The following is a 25,444-nucleotide window of genomic DNA, read 5'->3' on the forward strand; positions in this document are numbered from 1 at the left end:
GTGACCTCACGCAAACCGGTGGAGTGCTGGCTCACCGACATGGACGGCGTCCTCGTGCACGAGGAGCAGGCCATCCCGGGTGCGGCCGACTTCCTGCGCCACCTGCAGGACTCGGGTCGGCGCTTCCTGGTGCTGACCAACAACTCGATCTACACCCCGCGCGATCTGCGGGCGCGGCTGCACGCGTCCGGTATCGACATCCCCGAGCAGGCCATCTGGACCTCGGCGCTGGCCACCGCGCAGTTCCTGCAGGACCAGCGTGAGGGCGGTTCGGCGTACGTCGTCGGCGAGGCCGGTCTCACGACCGCTCTGCACGACGTCGGCTACGTCATGACCGAGCGCAGCCCTGACTACGTCGTGCTCGGTGAGACCCGGACCTACTCCTTCGAGGCGATCACCCGGGCGATCAGGCTGATCGAGGACGGCTCCCGGTTCATCGCGACCAACCCTGATGCGACCGGCCCGAGTCCGCACGGTCCGATGCCGGCGACCGGCTCCATCGCGGCACTGATCACCAAGGCCACCGGCGTCGAGCCCTACTACGTCGGCAAGCCCAACCCGCTGATGATGCGCAGTGCGCTCAACCGGATCGACGCCCACTCCGAGACCACCGTGATGATCGGTGACCGGATGGACACCGACATCGTGAGCGGCCTCGAGGCCGGGCTGCGCACCATCCTCGTGATGACCGGCTCGACCCGCGCCCACCAGGTCGACCGGCACCCGTTCGTCCCCACGCGGGTGGTCGAGTCGATCGCCGACGTCGTCCCCCTGATCGACGAGTTCGCCCCCTGATCGGACGTCGTCGGCTGGGGCGCTCGCATACGGTCGTCAGGTGAGCCAGACGACATCCAGCCCTGCCCGCCCGGATCAGCAGCCCGAGTCACCGTTCTCGGCGATGCTGAAGGACCTCTTCCACGACCGTACGTCGGTGTCGGCCCCCGCCGTATCCCCGGACGGCAAGCGCATCGCATTCGTGGTCTCGACCATCGACCTCGACGAGAACACCACTCGATCCAGGGTCTGGCTCTCCGGCCCGGACGGTGACCCGGCGCCGGTCACGGCCGGCCCCAACGACGCGCAGCCGGCCTGGTCTCCTGACGGCCGACTGCTCGCCTTCACGTCCAAGCGGGGCGAGAAGGACAAGGAGGCGACGCTGCACGTGATGCCGCTCGCCGGGCCCGGCGAGGTGCGTACGGTCGCGACGATGAAGGAGGGCTTCGCCGAGCCGCAGTGGTCCCCGGACGGCCGCTACCTCGCCTTCACCAGCAGGACCCGCGACGCGCGCTACGACGCCAAGGACGAGAGCTGGCAGCCGCCGCGCAAGATCGAGACGTTCTTCACCCGGCTCAACGGTGAGGACTGGGTCTTCGACCGCCCGTCCCACGTCTACGTCGTCCGCGCCGACGGCACCGGTAGCCCGCGCAACCTCACGCCGGGTCCGCACCAGCATGACGGGGTCTCGTGGCTCGCTGACTCCAGCGGCGTCGTCACCAGCGGGGCGCGGCACGACGACTGGGACCTCGACCTCGCGCAGGACCTCTACGTCGTACCGCTCGACGGTGAGATCCGCGCGCTGACCTCGCAGACCGGCGGCTACTTCCACCCGTCCGTGTCGCCGGACGGCACTCGCGTCGCGCTGCTCGGCAACGACGACCCGATGATCGAGCCGCAGAACGCCAGGGTCGGCGTGCTCCCTCTCGACGGCGGACCGATCACGTGGGTGTCGACCGACCTCGACCGCACCTTCAGCCCGTTCCCCGGGGCCCGCGCACCGATCTGGACCGACGATGCCACGTTGCTCGCAACGGCCGAGGACCACGGCGACGTCCATCTGTACGAGGTCGCGGCCGACGGCTCCGCGGCGCCACGTCCGTTGACCTCGGGTCCCGTTGCAGTGCAAGGCTTTTCGGCTGCGGCCGGCAAGGTCGCGATGGCGCAGGCGACCGTCGAGCACCCGGCCGAGCTGGTCACGCTCGACGGTCCGGTGACTGACGTGACGACTTCGTGGTCGGGCTGGGAGAAGTTCGCGGTGCCGTGCGCCGACGGCTCCGGTGAGATCGACGCGTGGATCATGCGACCGGCGAATTTCGATGATTCCCAGACCTATCCGGTCCTGCTCAACGTGCACGGCGGGCCGTTCACGCAGTACGGCGAGGGGTTCTTCGACGAGGCGCAGATGCAGGCGGCAGCCGGCTTCGTCGTACTGATGAGCAACCCGAGGGGCGGCAGCGGCCGCGACACCGCGTGGGGACAGTCGATCGTCGGTGCCAAGCACCCCAAGGTGCCCGGCACGGGCTGGGGATCGGTCGACGTCGACGACGTGATGGCGGTCCTCGATCACGCGCTCGCGACCTATGCGTTCTGTGATCGAGACCGGGTCGGCATGCTCGGCGGGAGCTATGGCGGCTACATGGCCACGACGCTGGCCACGCGTTTCAGCGATCGCTTCCGGGCGATCTGCTCCGAGCGCGCGGTCAACAACATGCTGACCGAGGAGTTCACCTCGGACGTCAGCGGCGCGTTCCAGGTCTTCCTCGGCGTCAGCGTGGTCGAGGACCCGGATGCGTATGCCGCGATGTCGCCGATCCATCAGGCGAAGGAGATCAACACGCCACTGCTGATCATCCACTCGGAGAACGACCTGCGCTGCCCGGTCAACCAGGCCGAGGAGCTGTTCGTCGCGATGCGGTTCATGGGCAAGGACGTGACGTTCTACCGGTTCCCGGGTGAGGACCACGAGCTGACCCGCGGCGGGTCTCCAGTCCACCGCAAGATGCGCGCCGAGATCGTGCTCGACTACTTCACCGAACGTCTGGCGGTCCGATGACGCGCTTCGCCTGGGTGGGCGCAACCGTCGCTACGGTTCTGTTTGCTGCTGGGTGCTCGGACTCCTCGTCGCCGACCCTGTCGGCGCCGAAGGATCCGTTGCAGGTCCGGGTCGTCGTGCTGCGCAAGGCGGCCAAGTCGGGCTCACCGGTCGAGCGCTTCAGCGAACCGGTCACGTCCCCGAGTGCCCAGGCGGCCACGCTCGCGGCGCTGCGCTGGGCACCCAGCCCCGCGGAGGAGCGGGCGTTCACCGAGTTCCGCTGTACGACGGCCGGTGCGGCCCCAGCAGCGAAGCCGCTGATGGCGTGCGACGCGCTCGGTGTGGCCTACCTCCTCAGTCCGGCCGCGATCGATGGTCACGTGACCTCGGCAGCGTCCAAGCCGGATCAGTCCGGCAAGTGGGCGGTCGATGTCACCTTCGACAAGGACGGCGGGACGTCCCTGTCCTCGCTGTCCGAGTCACTGTCGAAGACCGCCGACGGCTCCGCCGGCAAGCGGCGTCCGATGGCCTTTCAGCGCGCTCGCATGGTCGCGATGGCCGGCGAGGTCCTGCAGCCGATCGCGGGCGGCAAGGTCCAGCTGGCGTCCTTCTCCCGAGATCGAGCGGACCAGCTCGCCCGCGACATCATGCCGACCTGACAGAACGGCGGGTCGAGCCGGTATGGCTTACCGAACGTCTCAGCGCTCGGTAAGCCATACCGAATCGGGAGGGTGGTCTACTCGGCGACGTCGTCGTGGTCGCTGCGGGGCGCGACGATCAGGTGGACCCCGTTGTCGGCGATGGCTCGCCGGGCGTCGTGGTCCAGCTCGGCGTCGGTGACGAGGGTGTCGACCTGCTCCAGGTTCGCGATCGTCTGCAGCCCGACGACGCCCCACTTGGTGTGGTCGGCCACCACCACGATGCTCTGCGCGCACTTGATGAGCGCCCGATTGGTCTGTGCTTCCTGGAGATTCGGCGTCGTCAGGCCTGCCTGGATGTCGATGCCATGGACACCGAGGATGAGCGTCTCGACGTGCATACCGGCGAGCATTGCGTTGGCGACGGGGCCCGCCAGGGCGTCAGACGGCGTACGCACCCCGCCGGTCAGGACAACCAGCTGGTCGTCGCGCAACGGGTCGTAGAGCAGCTCGGCGACGCGAGGTGAGTTGGTGACCACGGTGAGGCGTTTGATCGGTCGCAGCTCTACGGCGACGGCGTACGCGGTGGTCCCGGCAGAGACGGCGATGGTGCTGCCGGGCCCGATCAGGGAGGCAGCGGTGCGGGCGATCTCGGACTTCTGGACCGGGTTCATCTCCGACTTCACCGAGAAGCCCGGCTCGTCGGGGTGGCGGTCGCCGACGGCGGTGGCGCCGCCGTGCACCTTCATGACGAGCTTCTTGCTGGCAAGTGTCTCGATGTCGCGGCGCACGGTCATGTCGGAGACGCCGAGCGTGGCAACCAGCTCGGAGACGCGGACGCCGCCGTTGTCCTCCACCTCGCGCAGGATCAGCTCCTGCCGCTGCCGTGCCAGCATCGCGCCCTCCCGACGTCGCCGACCAGTACTTCCCCACAAGTAAACAGGACCGGACGTCGTACCTGAGCACCGGACGGAAAGGTCCACCACGCGGGGGAGGGGGTCGCATGTCGCAGTCTCGCTGCGACAGTGCAGAATTCAAGCCATGTCGCAGCCGGCCTCCCCGCCACGTTCGGGCGCACCGCGAATCCTCTCGGGGATGCAGCCCACCCATGACTCGCTCCATCTCGGCAACTACCTCGGGGCGCAGGTCAACTGGGTACGCATGCAGGCCGACTTCGACGCGTTCTTCTGCGTCGTCGACCAGCACGCTCTGACCGTCGGGCCCGAGCCGGAGGAGCTGCGTCGTCGTACGCGCGTGACCGCGGCTCAGTACATCGCCGGCGGAGTGGACCCCGAGAAGTCCACGGTCTTCGTGCAGAGCCACGTGCCCGAGCACTCCCAGCTCGCCTGGGTCCTCAACTGCATCACCGGCTACGGCGAGGCCGCGCGGATGACGCAGTTCAAGGACAAGTCGGGCAAGCGCGGCGCCGAGGGCACCAACGTTGGCCTCTTCACCTACCCGATGCTGATGGCGGCCGACATCCTGCTGTACGACACCTCGGTCGTCCCGGTCGGTGAGGACCAGCGCCAGCACCTCGAGCTCACCCGCGATCTGGCTGGCCGCTTCAACGCGCGCTACGGCGACACCTTCCGTATCCCTGAGGCGCACATCCCGGGCGAGACGGCCAAGATCATGTCGCTGCAGGAGCCGACCGCCAAGATGAGCAAGTCGGCGGACAACCAGGCGGGCAACCTGATGATGCTGGACGAGCCCAAGGTCAACACCAAGAAGGTCAAGTCCGCGGTCACCGACACCGACAACGCGGTCCGCTTCGACGCCGAGGCCAAGCCGGGCATCGCCAACCTGCTGCGCATCCACGCGGCGCTGTCCGGTGACTCCATCGAGACGCTGGTCGAGCGCTACGCCGGTGAGAACAAGTACGGCGCGCTCAAGGGCGACGTCGCCGAGCTGGTCATCCAGGTGCAGGCTCCGTTCAAGGCCCGGGTCGATGAGCTGATCGGCGACCCGGCCGAGCTCGACCGAGTGCTTGCGGCCGGTGCCGAGCGCGCCCGTGAGGTCGCCGCGGCGACCCTCGCTCGCGCGTACGACGCGGTCGGGTTCCTTCCCGGCGCGCGCTGAGTAGTGCAGAGTGCATTGTCATGACGACCGCTGACCCCCGGACGATCGGTGTCTCGATCCCGGTGCCGTCGCCGTACGCCGAACAGCTCGAGGACGTACGCCGGGCCGTGGGCGATCCGCTCGCCGACGCCGTGCCGTCCCACATCACGCTGATGCCGCCGACCGACCTGGCCCAGCCGGCGGCCGCGGACCTGGTGTCCCACCTCGCTGCCGTCGCCGCGAAGGCCGACCCGTTCCGGATGACGCTTCGGGGGACCGGCACGTTCAGGCCGATCTCGCCCGTGGTGTTCGTCGCGATCGCCGAGGGCATCAGCTCCTGCGAACAGCTCGAGCGACGGGTTCGGTCGGGCCCGGTGCACCGCGAGCTCGACTTCCCCTACCACCCGCACGTGACGATCGCCCACGGCGTGGACACCGCGGCACTGGACCAAGCGTTCACGGCGCTGGCGACCTACGAGTGCACGTTCCCTGTGGAGGCCTTCGACCTCTACGAGCACGGCGCCGATCGCGTGTGGCGATCGGTCCAGCGCTTCCCGTTCGGCGGTGGGTGAGGCTCCGACAATCGGAGACGCGGTTCCGCCACATGCTGATCGGTGTGCCCCCTAGGGTGATGGAGATCACACGACAGCGGCGACCGTAAGCAGAGGTGGGAATGGCCACGACGCAGGCCCAGCACACCACGGGGGTATGGACTGCAGGGCGTGCGCAGATCGCTGCGCGAACCCTGCGTGGTGACCGATGGTGGCTGACGCCGCTGGCGTACGGACTCACCTTGCTCATCGTGACCGCCTACCTGACCTACGCGGTGTTCGCGAACAAGAACTACTACTGGGAGCCCTACATCTCCCCGATGTACTCCCCATGCCTGAGCGAGAACTGCGTGGCGGGCAGCGGTTGGGGCTGGTTCCCCAGCATCGACCCGATCACGCCGGCGCTGCTCATCATCGTCTTCCCGGCCGGCCTTCGCGCGACCTGCTACTACTACCGCAAGGCCTACTACCGGTCCTTCTTCTTCTCCCCGCCGGCCTGCGCGGTGGCCGAGCCGGCCAAGCGCTACAAGGGCGAGTCGCGGTTCCCGCTGATCGTGCAGAACGTGCACCGCTACTTCTTCTACATCACGTTGATCTTCAACGGGATCCTCACCTACGACGCGGTGATCGCCTTCCGTGACCACGAGGGCAACTGGGGTCACATGGGACTGGGCACGTTGGTGCTGATCGGCAACGCGACCCTGCTGTGGCTCTACAACCTGTCCTGCCACTCCTGCCGGCACGCCATGGGCGGACGCCTCCGGCACTTCTCCAAGCACCCGGTGCGCTACTGGATGTGGAGCCAGGCCACCCGCCTCAATGCGCGGCACGCCCAGATTGCCTGGGCTTCGCTGGTGTTCGTGGCGTTCACCGACCTCTACGTCCGGTTGGTCGCCAGCGGTACGTTCGACGATCCGAGGTTCTTCTGATGGCGGCGACGAAGCAGAGCGCAAGTAGCGGCGACGCACCACAGGACGCAGGTAGCCGGCACCCGATGACGGGCAACGAGATGTCCGGCGATGCCGTCGGCGGCACCGAGCACCACGACTTCGACGTGCTGGTGATCGGTGCCGGCGGATCCGGTCTGCGGGCCGCCATCGCCGCGCAGGAGGCGGGCGCCAAGGTCGCCGTCGTGTGCAAGTCCCTGCTGGGCAAGGCGCACACGGTGATGGCTGAGGGCGGCATCGCGGCGTCCCTGGGCAACGCGTGGTCGGAGGACAACTGGAAGGTCCACTTCCGCGACACCATGCGCGGCGGCAAGATGCTCAACCACTGGCGAATGGCCGAGCTCCATGCGCAGGAGTCGCCCGAGCGGGTGCTCGAGCTGGAGGACTGGGGAGCGCTGTTCGACCGCACTCCGGAGGGACTGATCTCCCAGCGCGACTTCGGCGGCCACCGCTACGCGCGCCTGGCACACGTCGGTGACCGCACCGGGCTGGAGATGATCCGCACCCTCCAGCAGCGCGCCGTCGCGCTCGGCATCAAGGTGTTCATGGAGTGCACGGTCACCGAGCTGCTCATGGACCGTACGGGCGATGAGCCGAGGATCTCCGGTGCCTTCGCCTACTGGCGCGAGACGGGCCGGTTCGTGGTGTTCAAGTCGCCGTCGGTGATCATGGCGACAGGCGGCATCGGCAAGTCGTTCAAGGTGACCTCGAACTCGTGGGAGTACACCGGCGACGGACACGCGCTCGCGCTGCGCGCCGGTGCGTCGCTGATCAACATGGAGTTCGTGCAGTTCCACCCGACCGGGATGGTGTGGCCACCGTCGGTCAAGGGTCTGCTGGTCACCGAGTCGGTGCGCGGCGACGGCGGGATCCTGCGCAACTCCGAGGGCAAGCGGTTCATGTTCGACTACATCCCGGAGTTCTTCAAGGCCGAGACGGCCGACAGCGAGGACGAGGCCGACCGGTGGTACGACGACAAGGAGAACAACCGTCGCCCACCTGAGCTGCTGCCACGCGATGAGGTGGCGCGGGCGATCAACTCCGAGATCAAGGCCGGTCGCGGGACACCGCACGGCGGGATCTTCCTGGACATCGCCTCGCGGCGCACGCCGGAGTTCATCAAGCGGCGGCTGCCCTCGATGTATCACCAGTTCAAGGAGCTGGCCGACGTCGACATCACGGCCGAGCCGATGGAGATCGGGCCGACCTGCCACTACGTGATGGGCGGTATCGAAGTCGATCCGGACGTGCAGGTCAGCTCGGTCGAGGGGCTGTACGCCGTCGGCGAGTGCTCGGGCGGCATGCATGGCTCGAACCGGCTGGGCGGCAACTCCCTGGGCGACCTGCTCGTCTTCGGCAAGCGCGCGGGAGACGCGGCTGCGGCGTACGCCGCCGGGCTGGGTGACGCGCGCCCGGGTGTGACCGACGAGCAGCTCAGCGACGCGCAGCGTACGGCGTTGGTGCCGTTCGACCCTGCGACGGTTGCCGAAGGCGGCACGACCGAGAACGCGTACATGATCCAGCAAGAGCTTCAGCAGACGATGAACGACCTGGTCGGGATCATCCGCACTGAGGATGAGCTGGCGAAGTCGCTGGCCGAGCTGGAGAAGTTCAAGCAGCGTGCCGCGCACGTGCTGGTCGAGGGCAACCGCCAGTACAACCCCGGCTGGCACCTGGCCCTGGACCTGCGCAACATGCTGCTGGTCTCGGAGTGCGTCGCCAAGGCTGCGCTGGCTCGACAGGAGTCGCGTGGTGGTCACACCCGCGACGACTTCCCGATGCCCGATCCCGGGTGGGGCGCCAAGAACCTCGTGCTCACGCTCGACGACACCGGAGCCGGTGTCGACCTGGCCGAGAAGCCGTTGCCGCAGATGCCGGACGAGCTGAAGAAGCTGCTCGACTAGCAGCCGGGTGCCCACCAATGAGCTACAGCGATAAGGGAGTTGGACGAGCGTGGGATACGACCTGAAGTTGCGCGTATGGCGCGGTGACAAGTCCGGCGGCGAGCTGGGCGACTACACCGTCGAGGTCTCCGAGGGCGAGGTCGTCCTCGACGCGATCCACCGGCTGCAGGCGACCCAGGCAGGCGACCTCGCCGTGCGGTGGAACTGCAAGGCCGGCAAGTGCGGCTCGTGCAGCGCCGAGATCAACGGCCGGCCCCGACTGCTGTGCATGACCCGGCTGTCGGACTTCGACCCGGCCGAGACCATCACGGTGACGCCGATGCGCGCCTTCCCGGTGATCCGCGACCTGGTCACCGACGTCTCGTTCAACTACGAGAAGGCCGAGCAGGTGCCGGCCTTCGCGCCGCCACCGCGGGATCCGGACGGCAAGCGCCGGATGATGCAGGTCGACGTCGAACGTGGCCAGGAGTTCCGCAAGTGCATTGAGTGCTTCCTGTGCCAGGACACCTGCCACGTCGTGCGCGACCACGATGAGAACAAGAAGAGCTTCGCCGGTCCGCGCTTCTTCCTGCGCTACGCCGAGCTCGACATGCATCCGCTGGACACGCACGACCGCCGCGCGCTGGCTCAGGAGGCGGCCGGGGTCGGCATGTGCAACATCACCAAGTGCTGCACCGAGGTCTGCCCGGAGGGCATTCACATCACCGACAACGCGATCATCCCGCTGAAGGAGCGGGTCGCGGACCGGAAGTACGACCCGCTGGTCTGGCTGGGCAACAAGATCGGCATCCGCAACCGGGACAACGACGGGCGCGAGGAGACACCTGCTGGCGGCTGATGTGGCCCAGAACACATAGGCCAGCCTCACCGGCTGGTCGTGCCGACATGCCAGTAACCTGCACGCTGTGGCAACCAATACCCTCCCCGCGAAGAAGCGGACGGGAAAGGTCGGAAGCACGATCTTCCTGAAGACGCTCATGGCGGCCAGCGGCATCATCTTCATCGGCTTCGTCATTGCGCACATGTACGGCAACCTCAAGGTCTTCAACGGCCAGGAGGCGTTCAACACCTACGCCGAGCACATCCGCACCATCGGTGAGCCGATCCTTCCTTACAAGGGACTGCTCTGGATCCTGCGCGTGGGCCTGCTCGTCTCCCTCGTCGCGCATGTGTACGCCGCCGCCGTGCTGAGCGCGCGCGCTCGCAAGGCGCGGCCGCAGCGCTACGCCGTCAAGAAGCGGGTCGCCTCGACGTTCTCGGCCAAGTGGATGCGGTGGGGCGGTGTCACGTTGCTGATCTTCCTGATCTGGCACCTGCTGCAGTTCACCATCGTCAAGATCAACGTCGGCTCCGACGGCAACGCGACCGAGGTCGTTGAGAACCCCTACCGCCTCTACGTCGAGAACTTCCAGACGTGGTGGCTGACGGTGATCTACCTGCTGGCCATGGTCGCGCTGGGCATGCACCTGCGTCACGGTGTCTGGAGCGCGACTCAGACGCTCGGCCTGACCGGGACCGCCGCCGCTCGCCGCTATGCCAACCTCGCGGCGTACGCCGTGGCGATCGTCGTGGCCGGTGGCTTCGCACTGCCGCCGCTGTTCGTGCTCTTCGGCGTGATCGACTAAGGACTCCACGAATGACTGACACCAATACGAGCGCGGACCTGCCCGGCGGTGACCTGTTCACCCTCGGTGCGCCGATCGCCGACACCAAGGCCCCCGACGGGCCGATCGAGAACCGTTGGACCAAGGCGGAGTTCAATAACCGGCTGGTCAACCCGAGCAACCGACGCAAGCTGTCGGTGATCATCGTCGGCACCGGCCTGGCCGGCGCCTCGGCGGCGGCCACCATGGGCGAGTCCGGCTATCACGTGAAGTCCTTCTGCTACCAGGACTCCCCGCGCCGGGCGCACTCGATCGCCGCACAGGGCGGCATCAACGCCGCGAAGAACTACAACAACGACGGCGACTCGGTCCACCGGCTGTTCTACGACACGGTGAAGGGCGGCGACTACCGCTCTCGCGAGGACAACGTCTACCGCCTGTCCGAGGTCAGCACCCGCATCATCGACCAGTGCGTGGCGCAGGGCGTGCCGTTCGCCCGCGACTACGGCGGCCTGCTCGACAACCGTTCGTTCGGTGGTGTCCAGGTCGCTCGTACGTTCTACGCGCGTGGCCAGACGGGCCAGCAGCTGCTCATCGGTGCGTACCAGGCCATGGAGCGTCAGGTCGCGAACGGCACGGTGGAGCAGTTCACCCGGCACGAGATGCTCGAGGTCATTGTCAAGGACGGGAAGGCGCGCGGCATCATCGCGCGCGACATGGTCACCGGTGAGATCGAGACGCACCTGGCCGACGTGGTCGTGCTCGCTTCCGGCGGCTACGGCAACGTCTTCTTCCTGTCGACCAACGCGATGGGCTGCAACGTCACGGCCACCTGGCGCGCGCACCGCAAGGGTGCCTACTTCGGCAACCCGTGCTACACGCAGATCCACCCGACCTGCATCCCGGTCAGCGGCGACCACCAGTCCAAGCTGACGCTGATGTCAGAGTCGCTTCGAAACGACGGCCGCATCTGGGTGCCCAAGCGAGCCGAGGACTGCGGCAAGGACCCGCGCGAGATCCCCGAAGCGGACCGCGACTACTACCTGGAGCGGATCTACCCCGCGTTCGGCAACCTGGTCCCGCGCGACATCGCTTCGCGCCAGGCCAAGAACGTCTGCGACGAGGGCCGCGGCGTCGGTCCGCTCGTCGGTGACTTCCGCCGCGGCGTCTACCTCGACTTCTCCGCCGCCCTGGCGCGGATGAGCGAGGAGGCCGTCGCGGAGAAGTACGGCAACCTCTTCGACATGTACCAGCGGATCACCGGTGAGTCGCCGTACGACGTGCCGATGCGCATCTATCCGGCGGTGCACTACACGATGGGCGGGCTCTGGGTCGACTACGACCTGGAGACCACGATCCCAGGCCTGTTCGCGGTAGGAGAGGCCAACTTCTCCGACCACGGCGCCAACCGCCTGGGCGCGTCGTCGCTGATGCAGTGCCTCGGCGACGGCTACTTCGTCCTTCCCAACACCATCCGCAACTACCTCGCCGACGGCCCGTTCGAGCCGGTCAGCGAGGACGCCCCCGAGGTGGTCGAGGCTCGACAGGCTGTCGAGGACCGCATCTCGACGCTGCTGTCCATCAATGGCGACCGCACTGTCGACTCGTTCCATCGCGAGCTCGGCAACATCATGTGGGAGTACTGCGGCATGGAGCGCACCGAGGAGGGGCTGCGTAAGGCGGTCGACCTCATCCGGGCGCTCAAGGATGAGTTCTGGCGCAACGTCAAGGTGCTCGGCTCGGCGGACACGCTCAACCAGTCGCTGGAGAAGGCCGGCCGGGTGGCCGACTTCCTCGAGCTGGGCGAGCTGATGTGCATCGATGCGCTGCACCGTCGCGAGTCCTGCGGTGGCCACTTCCGCGCCGAGAGCGTGACCGACGACGGCGAGGCACTGCGCGATGACGAGAACTTCGCGTACGTCGCGGCCTGGGAGTTCGGCGGTGAGGGCTCGGCGCCGGTGCTGCACAAGGAAGACCTGGTCTACGAGTTCATCGAGCTGAAGCAGCGGAGCTACAAATAATGAACCTCACCCTCAAGATCTGGCGTCAGGACGGCCCGCAGGTCGCCGGCCGCCTGGCGGAGTACCAGGTCAGCGACATCTCCGATGACATGTCGTTCCTGGAGATGCTGGACGTCCTCAACGAGGAGCTCATCACCAAGGGTGAGGAGCCGATCGCGTTCGACAGCGACTGCCGCGAGGGCATCTGCGGCATGTGCGGTCTGATGATCAGTGGCCACGCCCACGGGCCGGAGGTCACCACGACCTGCCAGCTGCACATGCGCTCGTTCAAGGACGGCGACACCATCACGGTCGAGCCCTGGCGAGCCGAGGCGTTCCCGGTGGTGCGCGACCTGGTCGTGGACCGTTCGTCGCTCGACCGCATCATCCAGGCGGGCGGATTCATCTCGGTCAACACCGGCGCCGCGACCGAGGCCAACAACCTCCCGGTCTCCAAGCCGAAGGCCGACCGCGCCTTCGACGCCGCCACCTGCATCGGGTGTGGTGCCTGCGTGGCCGCCTGCCCCAACGCGTCCGGCATGCTGTTCATGGGTGCCAAGATCACCCACCTGTCCGAGCTGCCGCAGGGCCAAGCCCAGCGCGACGCGCGTGTGGTGTCGATGGTCAACCAGCACGATCACGAGGGCTTCGGCGGCTGCACCAACATCGGTGAGTGCTCGGCGGCCTGCCCTAAGGAGATCCCGCTCGACGTCATCTCCACTCTGAACGCCGACTTCCGTAAGGCCAAGCAGGCCTGAGCGCAGTCACGAAAGGCGCCCCACCGTCGTACGAACGGTGGGGCGCCTTTCGTGCACCCCGGCAAAAGGTGGTGGTGGGTACAGGTATGCGTGTGCGGGCGATCAACTTCTGCCGGGTCAGGCGGCGGTGGTCGTACGCGGGGACCAGCTGGGCTCGATGACCGACTGGTAGTAGGCCACCAGCTCATCGACCAGGCCGGCCCATGAGCGGTCGGCGACCTTGGCCCGCCCCGCGCTGCCCATCCGCTCCCGCATGGTGGCGTCAGCGACGAGCCCGCCAACGGCCTGGCGAAGTGCACCGCCGTGGTCGGGGTCGAAGAGCAGACCGGTGACGCCCGGGCGCACGATGTCCAGTGGTCCGCCCGCGGCCGGAGCCACGACAGGCAGTCCCGCAGCCATCGCCTCCTGGAGCGTCTGCCCGAAGGTCTCCTTGGTGCCGGTGTGCGCGAAGACGTCGAGCGCGGCGTACGCGTGCGCGAGCGGCAACCCGGACCGGTAGCCGAGGAAGCTCGCTCGTGGCAGCAGTCGTTCGAGCGACGCGCGAGACGGCCCGTCGCCCACGATGCACAGGCTCACTCCCGGCAGGTCCGCGATCTCCGCGAGCCGGTGCACCTCCTTCTCAGGTGCCAGTCGCCCGACGTAGCCGACGATCGTCTCGCCGCGCGGCGCGAGCATGTCGCGCAGGTCACTGACCTCGGCCTCGTGGCGTCGGTCGGGGTCGAACATCACGGTGTCGACACCGCGGCTCCACAGGGCCGTCCGCGGGACGCCGTGGTCCGAAAGCTCTTGCAGCGTCTGCGAACTCGGCACCAAGGTGAGGTCGGCGAGCGTGTGCAGGTGGCGGATCCACCGCCATGACGCCTTCTCGACGATCCCGCCCGCGCGCCCACCGTGCTGCTTCAGATAGCTGGGCATGTCGGTCTGGTAGATCGCGACAGCCGGGATGCGCAGGTTGCGCGCCGCGGCCAGCCCGCGGGCGCCGAGCCCGAACGGCGACGCGGCGTGCACGACGTCGGGCTGGAAGTCCTTGAGTACTCGCTCGAGGTCGTACGACGGCAGCCCGACCCGGAACTGGCGCAGGGTCACGCCCATCACCGTGTGGACCGGGAAACCTTGGTACGACGAGGGCGCAGGCCCGGGGCACACCACGAGGGCTTCGTGCCCCGCGGCGCGCAAGCAGTCCAGTACCCGGCAGACGCTGGTGGTGACACCATTCAGCGTCGGCAGGAACGACTCGGTCACGATGGCGATTCGCACACCTTTACGGTCCCGAGGCCGAGTGGCATGGCGTCGACACCGAACTGTGTGTCTGGTGAGCGTCGGGTGAACGGCGTGAGTTACCGTCGGCGCCATGTCTGACTCGGGAGACGGCGAGATCGAGGGGTTCTGGGCGGTTGTCCCAGCTGGAGGTTCGGGTACGAGGCTGTGGCCGCTGTCGCGCGCCGGCTCACCGAAGTTCCTGTACGACCTCACGGGCACGGGGCGTTCGCTGCTCCAGGGCACGGTCGACCGCCTCGCGCCGCTGTCGGGCAACCGGCTCATGGTGGTGACCGGCGGGATGCATGCCGAGGCCGCGCGTGAGCAGCTCCCGCAGCTCGGCCAGGACGACCTCGTGGTCGAGCCGTCGCCGCGTGACTCGATGCCGGCGGTCGGGCTGGCCGCCGCGATCCTCGAGCGGCGTGATCCCGAAGCCGTGCTCGGGTCGTTCGCCGCCGACCACGTGATTCGCGACGACGAAGGCTTCCGCAGCTGCGTGCGTCAGGCGGTGGCCGTCGCAAGGACCGGCAAGCTCGTCACCTTGGGGATCGAACCCACCCACGCCTCAACGGGATTCGGCTACATCCAGGTGGGCCAGGCGCTGACCGTGGAGGGCGCGCCGGATGCGCGGGGTGTGAAGGCGTTCGTCGAGAAGCCCGACGGTGTGACCGCTCAGCACTACCTCGAGAGCGGCGAATACCGTTGGAACGCAGGCATGTTCGTGGTTCGTGCCACGGATCTGCTCGACATGCTCGCGCGCTACCAGCCCGTGATGGCCAACTACCTGCGCTCGATCGCGGCCAACCCGCTGCGACTCAACGAGCTGTGGCCGCGGCTGACCAAGATCGCGATCGACCCAGCCATCGCGGAGCCGGCGGCGGTCGACGGACGGGTGGCGGTCGTACCCGGCAGCTTCGACTGGGACGACGTCGGCGACTACGCCTCGCTGGCGTCGCTGGTCGTGGAGTCGGCGGAGGCACCGGGCGTCAAGGTGCTGGGTGACTCCGACCTGGTCGTGATGCAGGACGCCACGGGTTTCATTGCTCCTCAGTCGGGTCGGACGGTCGTCGCGCTCGGGCTCGACAACATCGTGGTCGTCGACACGGAGGACGCCGTACTCGTCACGACGCAGGAACGCGCCCAGGACGTCAAGAAGATCGTCGAGCGCCTCAAGCTCTCCGGCCGCGAGTACCTCACCTGACGATCGTTCGGACCCGACTACCCCGCCGGTACGAGCACTGCCTGGTGTGCAATGACAGGTCATCTGACCCAGTCAGTCACCTTCTTGGCGGGGTAGTCGCGTCCGACGTTCTAGGGTCAGGGGGTGCCGACTCTGACACCCCGCGCGCTCGACCTGGGCTATCGCACCGTCCTGCGCCCCGCTCTCTTCCGGATCGGGAAGGGCGACGCCGAGGAAGCCCACCACGCGACACTGCGCCGCGTCGCGCAGCTCGGCGAACGCCCCAAGGTGCTGGCTCAGCTGGCCAAGATCATGGGTACGCCGGACGTTCCCGTCACGCTCGCCGGCATCACCTTCCCGAGTCGTGTCGGTCTCGCGGCCGGCGTCGACAAGGACGGTGTAGGCGTGAAGGCCTGGGGCGCCTTGGGATTCGGGCACGTCGAGCTGGGCACCGTCACGGCGAGACCGCAGCCTGGCAACCCGCGTCCCCGCCTGTTCCGCCTGGTCAAGAGCCGCGGGGTCATCAACCGGATGGGCTTCAACAACGCTGGAGCTGCGGCGCTGGCCGAGCGCCTGAGGGACGCCGGTGACCCCGGCATCCCCGTCGGTGTGAGCATCGGCAAGACCAAGACGACACCGGTCGAGGACGCGGTAGAGGACTACCTCACCAGCTTGCGCGCTCTCGATGGTCTGGCCGACTACGTCGCCGTCAACGTCTCCAGCCCCAACACGCCCGGCCTGCGCTCGTTGCAGGACCGCGCCCCGCTCAGTGAGCTGCTCGCTGCCATCACGTCCGAGGCTGCGGACCTCGGCCACCGGCGCATGTCGCGCCCCGTACCGATCTTCGTCAAGGTCGCGCCCGATCTGACCGATGAGGCACTGGACGAGGTCCTGGAAGTCGCCGACGAGTCCGGCGTCAGCGGCATCATCGCGACCAACACCACTCTCGGCCGCGACGGCTTGGCGCACGCGGACCTGCCGCTGGCGACCGAGGCCGGGGGACTGTCCGGTGCACCGCTCACCCGACGGGCGCGCTACGTCGTCCATCGACTGGCTTCGCGAGGCCACCTGCCCGTCATCGGGGTCGGTGGTGTGATGACCGCGGCCGACGGCCGCGCGCTGATCGATGCGGGCGCCGAGCTCGTGCAGGTCTACACCGGCTTCATCTATCACGGTCCGGCGCTCGTGGCCGGCCTCAACCGAGAGCTGTCCCGTGCCCAAGAACGCTGATCTCTTCAAGTGGATCTACCGCAACTGGGTCGCGGTGATCATCGGCCTGCTGCTGCTGATCCTCGTGATCGTGTGGGGTGCGCGCAGCGGCTCGCCCGACCCGATGTCCACGCCCTCGGCAGACAACCGAACCTCCGCCACCGGCACAGCATCCACGGTCCCGACCAGCAACCTGCCGACGATCGCGTACGACCAGCTGCCCCCCGAGGCGCAGAGGACTCTCGCTCTCATCGCCAAGGGCGGGCCCTACCCCTACCGCCAGGACGGCGTCACCTTCCAGAACCGCGAACGAGGGCTCCCGATCCAGCCGCGTGGCTACTACAAGGAGTTCACCGTCGTCACACCCGGCTCCAAGGACCGCGGCGCGCGACGCGTCATCAAGGCGCGCGACGGCACCGTCTTCTACACCGATGACCACTACGAGTCCTTCCGGAGGATCAAGCGATGACGTCGTTGAGCGCGGTGCTGCGCAGCGGAGGCTCCGGCGTCTACCAGAGCTCCCGGCCGGTCGGCGACATCCTTGAGCTGGCCGGCTCGGAGGGCTGGCGGACGGTGCACCTGGACACCGGCGACGTCAGCGACAAGGCCGGCCTGATGGACCGCGTCCAGCGGGCGTTCCAGCTGCCCGACTGGTTCGGTCGCAACTGGGACGCACTGGCCGACGCGCTGTCCGACGTACGGTCCGAACCCGGCGTCCTCGTCGCGTGGACCGGACGCGCCGGACTCGACGACACCACACGTCGTACGACCGAGGAAATCCTCACCGAGCGCGCGGACGATCGCGAGGGTGCCTTCGTCGCGGTCCTGCTCGAGGGCTAGCATCGCTGGACTGTGAGCGCTCGACTTCCTACCCAGCATCTCGGCACCGACCTCGTCGATGCCGTACGCAGCGAGGTCGACGACATCGCTCCTGAGCTGATCCAGGTCCGCCGCGACCTGCACGCTCACCCCGAGCTGTCCTGGCAGGAGACGCGGTCAACCGAGTTGCTGGCCGAGCAGCTGACCGCGGCCGGTATCGAGCACCGTCTGCTGCCCGGCAGCGGCCTGATCGCCGATGTCGGGCCGCGTGACGCGGACCGACGGGTCGCGCTGCGCGCCGACCTGGACGCCCTGCCGATCCCGGACCGTTCGGGGCTGCCCTTCGCCTCGACCGTCGAGGGTGTCGCCCACGCGTGCGGCCACGACGTCCACACGACAGCTGTCCTGGGTGCGGCGCTTGCCCTCAAGAAGCACGAGCAGGCCCTGACCGCTCATGGTCGGGCCGTGCGATTCCTGTTCCAGCCGGCCGAGGAGATCGTGCCGGGCGGCGCCCACCACGTGATGGATCACGGTGGCCTCGACGCCGTTCACCAGGTGCTGGCCGTGCACTGCGATCCGAGCGTCGACGTCGGCCAGGTCGGGCTGGTGACCGGCGCGATCACCTCCGCGTGCGACGCGGTGCACATCACGCTCAGCGGCAAGGGCGGCCACACATCACGGCCGCATCTCACCCAGGACCTGACCTTCGCGCTGGCCAAGGTCGTCACCGACGTCCCGGCCGCGCTGTCCCGTCGGCTCGACCCACGCGCCGGCGCTGCGCTCGTCTGGGGTCAGGTGCACGCCGGCAACGCCGCCAACGTCATCCCCGCGACGGGCTCGGTCTCGGGCACGTTGCGGATCCTCGACGCCGAGGTCTGGCACCAGCTGGGCGACCTCGTCGAGCAGCTGGTCGCCGAGATCGTCGCCCCCTACGGCGTCACCGCGACGACCGACCACGTGCGCGGCGTGCCGCCGGTGGTCAACTCCGCCGCCGCTGTGCTGTCGCTCAGTCGCGCGGCGAGTGCGGCCCTCGGCGCGGATGCCGTCGTCCCGACCCAGCAGTCGCTGGGTGGTGAGGACTTCTCCTGGTACCTCGGCTCGGTCCCGGGCGCCATGGCCAGGCTCGGTACGCGTACGCCTGGGGGACCGACGTACGAGCTCCACCAGGGCGACCTGGTCGTCGACGAACGAGCCATCACCTATGGCGCTCAGCTGTTGGCGACGGCCGCGCTGTACCACGGTGCTGTGGAGGACGACTCACCGCTCCGGTAACGGTTCAGTCACCGCGGGCCCGACCAGTCGTTGTGCGTGTGAACGCACAGGTAGAGTCCCCCCGACCAGGTCAGACATGGCCTGGTCCAGTCCCGGGGGTCTAGTCCTTGCACGTGTGAGGCGACCGGGGCATTCGAAGCAACTGAGGAGATCCCCTTGCGTCGCGTTCTCACGATGGCGGTCGTAGCGTCGACCCTGACTTTTGGTCTGGCCGCATGCGGCTCTGACTCCGACACCGGCGACGGCGGCACTACAGCTCCCGGCGGCAGCACAGGCACGGGCAGCGGCAGCGGCAGCGCCGCTCTCAAGGTGGGCCTCGCGTACGACGTGGGCGGTCGCGGTGACCAGTCGTTCAACGACTCGGCCGCCAAGGGCCTGGACAAGGCCAAGACGGAGCTCGGCGTCACGAGCAAGGAGTCCGAGGCCAGCAACGGCGAGCCGGAGTCGGCTCGCGAGGAGCGCCTGACCTCGTTGATCAACGGTGGCTACACCACCATCGTCGCGGTGGGCTTCGCCTATGCCCCGGCGGTCGGCAAGGTCGCCAAGGCCAACCCCGACGTCAAGTTCGCGATCATCGACGACGCGTCGGACGCGTCCAAGGGTGACAACGTCATGCAGATCACCTTCGCCGAGAACGAGGGTTCCTACCTCGTCGGCGCGGCGGCTGCGCTCAAGACCAAGAAGGCCCACCTGGGCTTCATCGGTGGTGTCGAGACGCCGCTGATCAAGAAGTTCGAGGCCGGCTACATCGCGGGCGCCAAGAAGGTCAAGCCCAACACCAAGATCGATGTCACCTACCTCACCCAGCCGCCGGACTTCGGTGGCTTCGGTGACCCGGCCAAGGGCAAGACGGCCGCGGACGGTCAGTTCCAGGGCGGGGCGGACATCGTCTACCACGCTGCTGGTGGCTCCGGTGCGGGTGTCTTCAACGCGGCCAAGGCCGCCGGCGCCGGCCACTGGGCGATCGGTGTCGACTCCGACCAGGCGCTCACCGCGGCTCCGGCCGTTCGACCGCAGATCCTCACCTCGATGATCAAGAACGTCAACGTCGGCGTCTTTGAGTTCATCAAGGACGTCAAGAACGGTTCCTTCAAGGCCGGCAACCGGACGTTCGACCTCAAGTCGGGTGGTGTGAGCATCTCGATGACGGACGGTCACATCAACGACATCAAGGGCCAGCTGGACCAGCTGCGTGACCAGATCATCTCTGGTGCCATCAAGGTTCCTGTCAAGCCGTAGTAGTCCTTCGGACTTGGGCTGATGGCCCGGGTGAGCGCGATAGCGTGCACCCGGGTCATCACCTTGTTCCCCCACAGTTCTCCCCTCCGTACGACGTCCGTCGCCACCGCGAGGGCCCGGCCCAGGAGCGTGTGCCATCGCCACCACCGCCAGCGTCATCGCCGATCAGGTGCCTGACACCGACGTCGCCGTCGAGCTGCACGGCATCACCAAGCGATTCCCCGGTGTCGTCGCCAACAAGGACATCGAGATCGTGGTGCGCAGAGGCACCGTGCACGCGATCGTCGGTGAGAACGGCGCGGGCAAGTCGACGCTGATGAAGATCCTGTACGGCGTGCAGAAGCCGGACGAGGGCTCGATCACCGTCAACGGTCAGCAGCAGTCGTTCAGCAGCCCGACCGATGCGATCAAGGCCGGCATCGGCATGGTGTTCCAGCACTTCATGCTGGCCGACAACTTCACCGTCCTGGAGAACGTCGTCCTTGGCGCCGAACAGCTGCACGGCATCGGCGGTGCAGCCCGGCAGGAGATCGAGCGGATCTCCTCGGCGTACGGCCTGGGTGTCCGGCCCGGTGACCTGGTCGCCGACCTCGGCGTCGGTGCACGCCAGCGGGTCGAGATCCTCAAGGTGCTCTACCGCGGTGCCAAGATCCTGATCCTGGACGAGCCGACGGCGGTGCTCGTGCCCCAGGAAGTCGATGAGCTGTTCGACAACCTCGCCGGGCTCAAGGCCGAGGGTCTGACCGTCATCTTCATCTCGCACAAGCTGGACGAGGTGCTCAAGGTCGCGGACGAGATCACCGTCATCCGCCGGGGTACGACCGTGCAGACCGTCGAGCCCAAGGGCGTGACCGCGCGTCAGCTGGCCGAGCTCATGGTCGGCTCGGAGCTGCCGACCCCGCAGACCGAGGAGTCGACCGTCACCGACCGGGTCGCCCTCCAGGTCAAGGACGCGAGCCTCGGCTCGGCGACCGGGCCCAAGGTGCTGGACCACATCGACCTGACGATCCACGCCGGTGAGGTGCTGGGCATTGCCGGCGTCGAGGGCAACGGGCAGGCCGAGCTGGTCGAGATCATCATGGGCATGCGCGATGCGTCCAGCGGGGTCATCACGTTCGGCGACACCGACATCACCGAGTGGCACACCCGCGAGATCCGTGAGGCGGGCATCGGCTACATCCCCGAGGACCGGCACCGCCACGGCCTGCTGCTGGACGCGCCGCTGTGGGAGAACCGCATCCTCGGCCACCAGACCGAGGAGCCCAACATCAAGGGCTTCCTGATCGATGGCAAGGACGCCAAGGCGGACACCCAGCGCATCGTCGAGCAGTACGACGTCCGCACGCCCTCGATCTTCGTCACCGCCGGCTCGTTGTCCGGTGGCAACCAGCAGAAGCTGATCATCGGCCGCGAGATGAGCCACTCGCCCAAGGTGCTGGTGGCTGCGCACCCGACGCGCGGCGTCGACGTAGGCGCACAGGCGGCGATCTGGGACCACATCCGCGAGGCGCGTCGTGAGGGCCTCGGAGTGCTGCTGATCTCGGCCGACCTCGATGAGCTCATCGGCCTGTCCGACACGATCCGCGTCATCCTGCGTGGTCGGCTGTCGGACGAGTTCGATCCCGACACGGTCACCGCTGAGCAGCTCGGAGCTGCCATGACGGGTGCCGACACCAAGGAGGAGCAAGCGTGAAGACGCGCTTCGATCCGCGACGCCTCGCGCTCGGGGCTGCTGCTCCCGTGCTCGCTCTGCTGGTCGCCGTCCTGATCACCTCGTTGATCCTGCTCGCCACCGGCGACCCGGTCGGCGACGTGTGGAAGCAGATGCTCAAGGCGCCCAAGCCGGGCCAGTTCACCGACATGATCAACAGCGCCACGGTGCTGTACTTCTCGGCCATCGCCGTGGCGATCGGCTTCAAGATGAACCTGTTCAACATCGGTGTCGACGGCCAGTACCGCGTGGCGGCGTTCGCCGCTGCCGCCGTGGGCGGCCAGGCGCTGCTGCCGGGCCCGCTCAACATCCTCCTGATCCTCGTGGTCGCCATGGCGGCCGGCGCGTTCTGGGCCGGCATCGCCGCGTGGCTGAAGTACAGCCGGGGTGTCAGCGAGGTCATCTCGACGATCATGCTCAACGCCATCGCCACGGGCGTCGTCGCCTGGCTGCTGGCCAAGGTCGCCGCGGACCAGGCCGAGGGCAGCAACGAGATCGGCACCAAGGAGCTCCCGGAGTCATCCCGTGTGGGCGGCATCAAGCTGCTGAGCGGCACCAACAAGGAGGTGTACGGCCTGATCGTCCTCGCGATCCTGGTCGGCTTCCTCTACTGGTTCGTCATCAACCGCACCCGCTTCGGCTTCGACCTGCGCGCCACCGGGCGGTCGGAGAGCGCCGCCGTGGCCAGCGGTGTCGACGTCAAGCGGATGGTGCTGACGTCAATGCTGCTGTCGGGCGCGGTCGCCGGCCTCGTCGGCCTGCCGCTGCTGCTGGGTGAGAACTACAACTACGGCACCGACTTCCAGGCCGGGCTCGGCTTCTCCGGCATCGCCATCGCCCTGATCGGCCGCAACAACGCGGTCGGTATCGGCCTCGGTGCGCTGCTGTGGGCCTATCTCGAGAAGCAAGCCGTCACGCTGCCGATCGCGACTGACGTGGACGACTCCATCGTCAAGATCATCCAGGGCGTCATGGTGCTGGCCGTCGTCATCGCCTACGAGGTCGTACGCCGCGTCGGTCAGCGGATCGAGCAGCAACAAGTCACCAAACAGCTGGCCGCGCAGGACGCGCAGCCGGTCGCCGCGGAAGGGGCCAAGGCATGACCGCCGGTCTGGAGGTCGGCACCAGCGTCGTCCACGAGGCACCACGCAGCCGCAAGATCCCGACGAAGTACCTGCTCGCGTCCGGTGCGGCCGGCATCGTGCTGCTGTCGTTGCTGCGGGTCATCACGGGCGCCAACGACATCGACTCGGCCGGCATCGTCAATGCCGCGCTCATCGGTGCCGTGCCCATCGGGCTCGCGGCGCTGGGTGGCCTCTGGTCCGAGCGCGCCGGAGTGGTCAACATCGGCCTCGAGGGCATGATGATCCTCGGCACCTGGGGTGCAGCCTGGGCGGGGATCAAGTGGGGTCCGTGGATGGGCCTGGTCGGAGGCATCGTCGCCGGACTCCTCGGCGCGGCGATCCACGCTCTCGCCACAGTGGGCTTCGGCGTCGACCACATCGTCTCTGGTGTCGCGCTCAACGTCATCGCGCCGGGTGCGACCAGCTATCTGGCCACTCGCACCTTCACCGGCATGCAGGGCGGTGGGCCGACTCAGTCCCCGACGATCGACTCGCTGCCGACGCTGTCCGTGCCGGGTGTCGACGGCTTGAAGGATCTGGAAGCCCACCACTGGTTCCTGGCCTCCGACCTTGCCGGTCTCATACGTGGTCTGCTCACCGACCTCTCGATCGTGACGATCTTCGCGATCCTGCTGGTCATCGGGTCGTGGTGGGTGCTGTGGCGTACGCCGTTCGGCCTTCGCCTGCGCTCCTGCGGTGAGTCGCCGGTCGCCGCAGAGACCTTGGGCGTCAACGTCTACCTCTACAAGGTCTACGGCGTGCTCGCATCCGGTGCGCTCGCTGGTCTCGCCGGCGCGTTCCTGGCGCAGGTCGCGGCCAACGCCTATCGCGAGGGACAGACCGGCAACCGCGGTTACATCGGTCTGGCCGCGATGATCTTCGGCAACTGGAGGCCGGGCGGACTGGCCGGCGGTTCCTTGCTGTTCGGCTACACCGACGCCGCGCGCCTGCGCAACGCCGGCAGCAACATCCACGCGATGATCCTGCTGGCCGCAGTGCTGCTGATCGTGGTCGGTCTGTGGCAGCTGCTGCGCAAGCACCGCACCGTGCAAGGTGTCATCGCCCTCGTCGTCGGTGGTGGCGCACTGCTGATGTACCTGTTCACCGACACGATCAGCAGCGAGCTCGCCGGGACGACGCCCTACCTCGTCACCCTGCTGGTGATGGCGCTGGCCTCCCAGCGACTACGGATGCCGGCTGCTGACGGCAAGATCTACCGTCGCGGCGAAGGACAGTAGTGACCCAAGAGATCGACTGGGAAGCCCTGACCGCGGAAGCCGTCACGGCGATGCGGACGGCGTACGCGCCGTACAGCGGCTTTCCGGTCGGTGTCGCGGGCCTCGTCGATGACGGCCGCATCGTCAGTGGCTGCAACGTCGAGAACGCCGCCTACGGTGTGGCGCTGTGCGCCGAGTGCGGCATGGTCTCGACACTGCACCGCACCGGCGGTGGACGGCTTGTCGCCGTCGCCTGCGTCAACGCCGAGGGCGAGCCGCTCATGCCGTGCGGACGCTGCCGTCAGCTGCTCTGGGAGCACGGCGGTGCCGACTGTCTGCTCCAGACGCCGCTCGGCGTGCAGCCGATGAGTGACGTGCTGCCGCAAGCCTTCGGTCCCGAGGACATCGAGCACGTCACGGGCGAGTCCGCGACGCACTGAGCCAGACCTGACGAAGCCCCGCCCACCTCGATCGGTGTGCGGGGCCGCGACGTGTGTGGGTCGGTCAGGTACCGGGAATCGACGGGATGCCGCCAGCGCCGGGGACCTTCGCGGCCGTCTTAGCGCACTCGGCGCCGTAGTTGGCGAACTTCTGGCTGTCGGCGGGGTCCATGTTCTTGGGCTCGCCGTCCTTCATCGCGTTGAGGGTCTTGGCCGACACGTTGTCGTACGCCTTGTCCACGACGCAGTCCGAGAGCTTCTTGGTGTCCGCGACCTTGGAGATCGTGGTGTCCTTGTCGTAGAACTTCTTGAGTCCCGCGGACACCTCGTCCTTGGACGGCTTGCCGGCGTTGTCGCCACCGCCATCGGTCGCGCCGGGGTTGGGCTCACCGGAAGCGATGCCGGGCGCGCCACCCTGGCTGCTGGTCTTGTCACCGCCGGCCGGCGAGTCGGACTTGTCGCTGCCACAGGCGGTGAGGGCGAGTGGTGCGGCGAGCAGCAGCCCACATGCGGTGAGACGCAGCTTCGACGTGCGGATCATGTCTTCCTCTCTGAGCCGCCGGAGTTCGGCGGGTGGATCGTGATCAGGTGAACATCCGTGCAAAAGGTAATGATTCGCAGGAGCTGGCAGGCCCTTGAGGGTCGGTGACCTGCTCCGAAGATGGGACGCCTCGGGGCGCGGGAGGGTTTCGTCGATCTTCAGGCGA

At 67.9% G+C, this 25,444-nt stretch carries 24 protein-coding genes; 21 read left to right on the forward strand and 3 right to left on the reverse strand.

Annotated elements, in window-relative coordinates; all coding sequences use genetic code 11:
• Nucleotides 1–39 precede the first annotated feature (39 nt).
• From VV02_RS09900 to VV02_RS09910, 3 genes are read left to right on the forward strand one after another with little or no spacing between them, the layout of a single operon-like run.
• Complete coding sequence (locus VV02_RS09900) at nt 40–795, forward strand: HAD-IIA family hydrolase (protein WP_083450510.1); 756 nt, start codon at nt 40–42, stop codon at nt 793–795.
• A 40-nt stretch (nt 796–835) separates the two neighbouring features.
• Nucleotides 836–2,830 carry a S9 family peptidase gene (locus tag VV02_RS09905; RefSeq protein WP_052591333.1) on the forward strand — a complete coding sequence of 665 codons (1,995 nt, stop codon included), beginning with the start codon at nt 836–838 and terminating at the stop codon, nt 2,828–2,830.
• Nucleotides 2,827–3,468, forward strand: coding sequence for a SecDF P1 head subdomain-containing protein (locus VV02_RS09910; RefSeq protein ID WP_052591335.1), 642 nt, complete (start codon nt 2,827–2,829; stop codon nt 3,466–3,468). Before VV02_RS09905 ends, VV02_RS09910 begins: the two co-directional genes overlap by 4 nt.
• A 77-nt stretch (nt 3,469–3,545) precedes the next feature.
• On the opposite strand, the gene VV02_RS09915 is transcribed toward VV02_RS09910, so the two are convergent.
• Nucleotides 3,546–4,343, reverse strand: a complete 798-nt coding sequence (locus VV02_RS09915; protein WP_052591337.1) for a DeoR/GlpR family DNA-binding transcription regulator — start codon at nt 4,341–4,343, stop codon at nt 3,546–3,548.
• Nucleotides 4,344–4,488: 145 nt separating this feature from the next.
• On the opposite strand from VV02_RS09915, the gene trpS reads away from it, so the two are divergent.
• From trpS to VV02_RS09955, 8 genes are all read left to right on the forward strand, one after another.
• The gene (trpS, locus tag VV02_RS09920) at nt 4,489–5,526 is read left to right on the forward strand and encodes a tryptophan--tRNA ligase (protein WP_052591339.1); all 1,038 of its coding nucleotides are present in this window, start codon (nt 4,489–4,491) and stop codon (nt 5,524–5,526) included.
• Nucleotides 5,527–5,546: 20 nt separating this feature from the next.
• Nucleotides 5,547–6,077, forward strand: a complete 531-nt coding sequence (locus VV02_RS09925; RefSeq protein WP_052591341.1) for a 2'-5' RNA ligase family protein — start codon at nt 5,547–5,549, stop codon at nt 6,075–6,077.
• A 101-nt stretch (nt 6,078–6,178) separates the two neighbouring features.
• Entirely contained in the window at nt 6,179–6,985 is an 807-nt protein-coding gene (locus tag VV02_RS09930; RefSeq protein WP_052591343.1) for a hypothetical protein, read from the forward strand.
• Nucleotides 6,985–8,907: a fumarate reductase/succinate dehydrogenase flavoprotein subunit gene (locus VV02_RS09935; RefSeq protein WP_245633037.1), complete on the forward strand. Its 1,923-nt coding sequence runs from the start codon at nt 6,985–6,987 to the stop codon at nt 8,905–8,907. Before VV02_RS09930 ends, VV02_RS09935 begins: the two co-directional genes overlap by 1 nt.
• A 49-nt stretch (nt 8,908–8,956) precedes the next feature.
• The gene (locus tag VV02_RS09940; protein ID WP_052591344.1) at nt 8,957–9,745 is read left to right on the forward strand and encodes a succinate dehydrogenase/fumarate reductase iron-sulfur subunit; all 789 of its coding nucleotides are present in this window, start codon (nt 8,957–8,959) and stop codon (nt 9,743–9,745) included.
• A 67-nt stretch (nt 9,746–9,812) separates the two neighbouring features.
• Nucleotides 9,813–10,532 carry a succinate dehydrogenase cytochrome b subunit gene (locus VV02_RS09945; protein WP_052591346.1) on the forward strand — a complete coding sequence of 240 codons (720 nt, stop codon included), beginning with the start codon at nt 9,813–9,815 and terminating at the stop codon, nt 10,530–10,532.
• 11 nt (nt 10,533–10,543) lie between these two features.
• Nucleotides 10,544–12,532 (forward strand): fumarate reductase/succinate dehydrogenase flavoprotein subunit, encoded by a 1,989-nt coding sequence (locus tag VV02_RS09950; RefSeq protein ID WP_052591348.1) that lies wholly within the window; start codon nt 10,544–10,546, stop codon nt 12,530–12,532.
• Nucleotides 12,532–13,269 (forward strand): succinate dehydrogenase/fumarate reductase iron-sulfur subunit, encoded by a 738-nt coding sequence (locus VV02_RS09955; RefSeq protein WP_052591350.1) that lies wholly within the window; start codon nt 12,532–12,534, stop codon nt 13,267–13,269. The genes VV02_RS09950 and VV02_RS09955 overlap by 1 nt, the downstream gene beginning before the upstream one ends.
• Before the next feature lie 117 nt (nt 13,270–13,386).
• Here VV02_RS09955 and VV02_RS09960 read toward each other — a convergent pair whose 3' ends face one another.
• The gene (locus VV02_RS09960) at nt 13,387–14,526 is read right to left on the reverse strand and encodes a glycosyltransferase family 4 protein (protein ID WP_052591352.1); all 1,140 of its coding nucleotides are present in this window, start codon (nt 14,524–14,526) and stop codon (nt 13,387–13,389) included.
• A gap of 94 nt (nt 14,527–14,620) precedes the next feature.
• Between VV02_RS09960 and VV02_RS09965 the strand changes: the two genes are divergently transcribed.
• The 10 genes from VV02_RS09965 to VV02_RS10010 all read left to right on the forward strand — a co-directional run bounded on the left by VV02_RS09965 (nt 14,621) and on the right by VV02_RS10010 (nt 24,737).
• Nucleotides 14,621–15,727: a mannose-1-phosphate guanylyltransferase gene (locus VV02_RS09965; RefSeq protein WP_052591354.1), complete on the forward strand. Its 1,107-nt coding sequence runs from the start codon at nt 14,621–14,623 to the stop codon at nt 15,725–15,727.
• Between the two features lie 123 nt (nt 15,728–15,850).
• The gene (locus VV02_RS09970; RefSeq protein ID WP_052591356.1) at nt 15,851–16,936 is read left to right on the forward strand and encodes a quinone-dependent dihydroorotate dehydrogenase; all 1,086 of its coding nucleotides are present in this window, start codon (nt 15,851–15,853) and stop codon (nt 16,934–16,936) included.
• A complete protein-coding gene (locus VV02_RS09975) occupies nt 16,920–17,384 on the forward strand; it encodes a guanyl-specific ribonuclease (RefSeq protein ID WP_052591357.1) in 465 nt (154 codons plus the stop codon). Before VV02_RS09970 ends, VV02_RS09975 begins: the two co-directional genes overlap by 17 nt.
• Nucleotides 17,381–17,755: a barstar family protein gene (locus VV02_RS09980; RefSeq protein ID WP_052591359.1), complete on the forward strand. Its 375-nt coding sequence runs from the start codon at nt 17,381–17,383 to the stop codon at nt 17,753–17,755. Before VV02_RS09975 ends, VV02_RS09980 begins: the two co-directional genes overlap by 4 nt.
• 12 nt (nt 17,756–17,767) lie before the next feature.
• Entirely contained in the window at nt 17,768–19,006 is a 1,239-nt protein-coding gene (locus tag VV02_RS09985) for an amidohydrolase (protein WP_052591360.1), read from the forward strand.
• A 156-nt stretch (nt 19,007–19,162) separates the two neighbouring features.
• Entirely contained in the window at nt 19,163–20,245 is a 1,083-nt protein-coding gene (locus VV02_RS09990) for a BMP family lipoprotein (RefSeq protein ID WP_245633038.1), read from the forward strand.
• Between the two features lie 169 nt (nt 20,246–20,414).
• Complete coding sequence (locus VV02_RS09995; protein WP_052591364.1) at nt 20,415–21,938, forward strand: ABC transporter ATP-binding protein; 1,524 nt, start codon at nt 20,415–20,417, stop codon at nt 21,936–21,938.
• Nucleotides 21,935–23,059, forward strand: a complete 1,125-nt coding sequence (locus VV02_RS10000) for an ABC transporter permease (RefSeq protein WP_052591365.1) — start codon at nt 21,935–21,937, stop codon at nt 23,057–23,059. The genes VV02_RS09995 and VV02_RS10000 overlap by 4 nt, the downstream gene beginning before the upstream one ends.
• A complete protein-coding gene (locus tag VV02_RS10005; RefSeq protein ID WP_052591367.1) occupies nt 23,056–24,318 on the forward strand; it encodes an ABC transporter permease in 1,263 nt (420 codons plus the stop codon). Before VV02_RS10000 ends, VV02_RS10005 begins: the two co-directional genes overlap by 4 nt.
• Nucleotides 24,318–24,737: a cytidine deaminase gene (locus tag VV02_RS10010; protein WP_083450058.1), complete on the forward strand. Its 420-nt coding sequence runs from the start codon at nt 24,318–24,320 to the stop codon at nt 24,735–24,737. The genes VV02_RS10005 and VV02_RS10010 overlap by 1 nt, the downstream gene beginning before the upstream one ends.
• Nucleotides 24,738–24,801: 64 nt before the next feature.
• Here VV02_RS10010 and VV02_RS10015 read toward each other — a convergent pair whose 3' ends face one another.
• Complete coding sequence (locus VV02_RS10015) at nt 24,802–25,278, reverse strand: hypothetical protein (protein WP_052591370.1); 477 nt, start codon at nt 25,276–25,278, stop codon at nt 24,802–24,804.
• Nucleotides 25,279–25,444 lie beyond the last annotated feature (166 nt).

It is taken from the genome of Luteipulveratus mongoliensis (assembly GCF_001190945.1).
GTDB classification, from domain to species: domain Bacteria; phylum Actinomycetota; class Actinomycetes; order Actinomycetales; family Dermatophilaceae; genus Luteipulveratus; species Luteipulveratus mongoliensis.

Coding starts and splice junctions, on each gene's coding strand:
- VV02_RS09915 (WP_052591337.1), bottom strand. CDS start 4,343: ATGCTGGCACGGCAGCGGCAGGAGCTGATCCTGCGCGAGGTGGAGGAC.
- VV02_RS09955 (WP_052591350.1), top strand. CDS start 12,532: ATGAACCTCACCCTCAAGATCTGGCGTCAGGACGGCCCGCAGGTCGCC.
- VV02_RS09900 (WP_083450510.1), top strand. CDS start 40: ATGGACGGCGTCCTCGTGCACGAGGAGCAGGCCATCCCGGGTGCGGCC.
- VV02_RS10015 (WP_052591370.1), bottom strand. CDS start 25,278: ATGATCCGCACGTCGAAGCTGCGTCTCACCGCATGTGGGCTGCTGCTC.
- VV02_RS09930 (WP_052591343.1), top strand. CDS start 6,179: ATGGCCACGACGCAGGCCCAGCACACCACGGGGGTATGGACTGCAGGG.
- VV02_RS09935 (WP_245633037.1), top strand. CDS start 6,985: ATGGCGGCGACGAAGCAGAGCGCAAGTAGCGGCGACGCACCACAGGAC.
- VV02_RS09910 (WP_052591335.1), top strand. CDS start 2,827: ATGACGCGCTTCGCCTGGGTGGGCGCAACCGTCGCTACGGTTCTGTTT.
- VV02_RS09980 (WP_052591359.1), top strand. CDS start 17,381: ATGACGTCGTTGAGCGCGGTGCTGCGCAGCGGAGGCTCCGGCGTCTAC.
- VV02_RS10005 (WP_052591367.1), top strand. CDS start 23,056: ATGACCGCCGGTCTGGAGGTCGGCACCAGCGTCGTCCACGAGGCACCA.
- VV02_RS09965 (WP_052591354.1), top strand. CDS start 14,621: ATGTCTGACTCGGGAGACGGCGAGATCGAGGGGTTCTGGGCGGTTGTC.
- VV02_RS09925 (WP_052591341.1), top strand. CDS start 5,547: ATGACGACCGCTGACCCCCGGACGATCGGTGTCTCGATCCCGGTGCCG.
- VV02_RS09950 (WP_052591348.1), top strand. CDS start 10,544: ATGACTGACACCAATACGAGCGCGGACCTGCCCGGCGGTGACCTGTTC.
- trpS (WP_052591339.1), top strand. CDS start 4,489: ATGTCGCAGCCGGCCTCCCCGCCACGTTCGGGCGCACCGCGAATCCTC.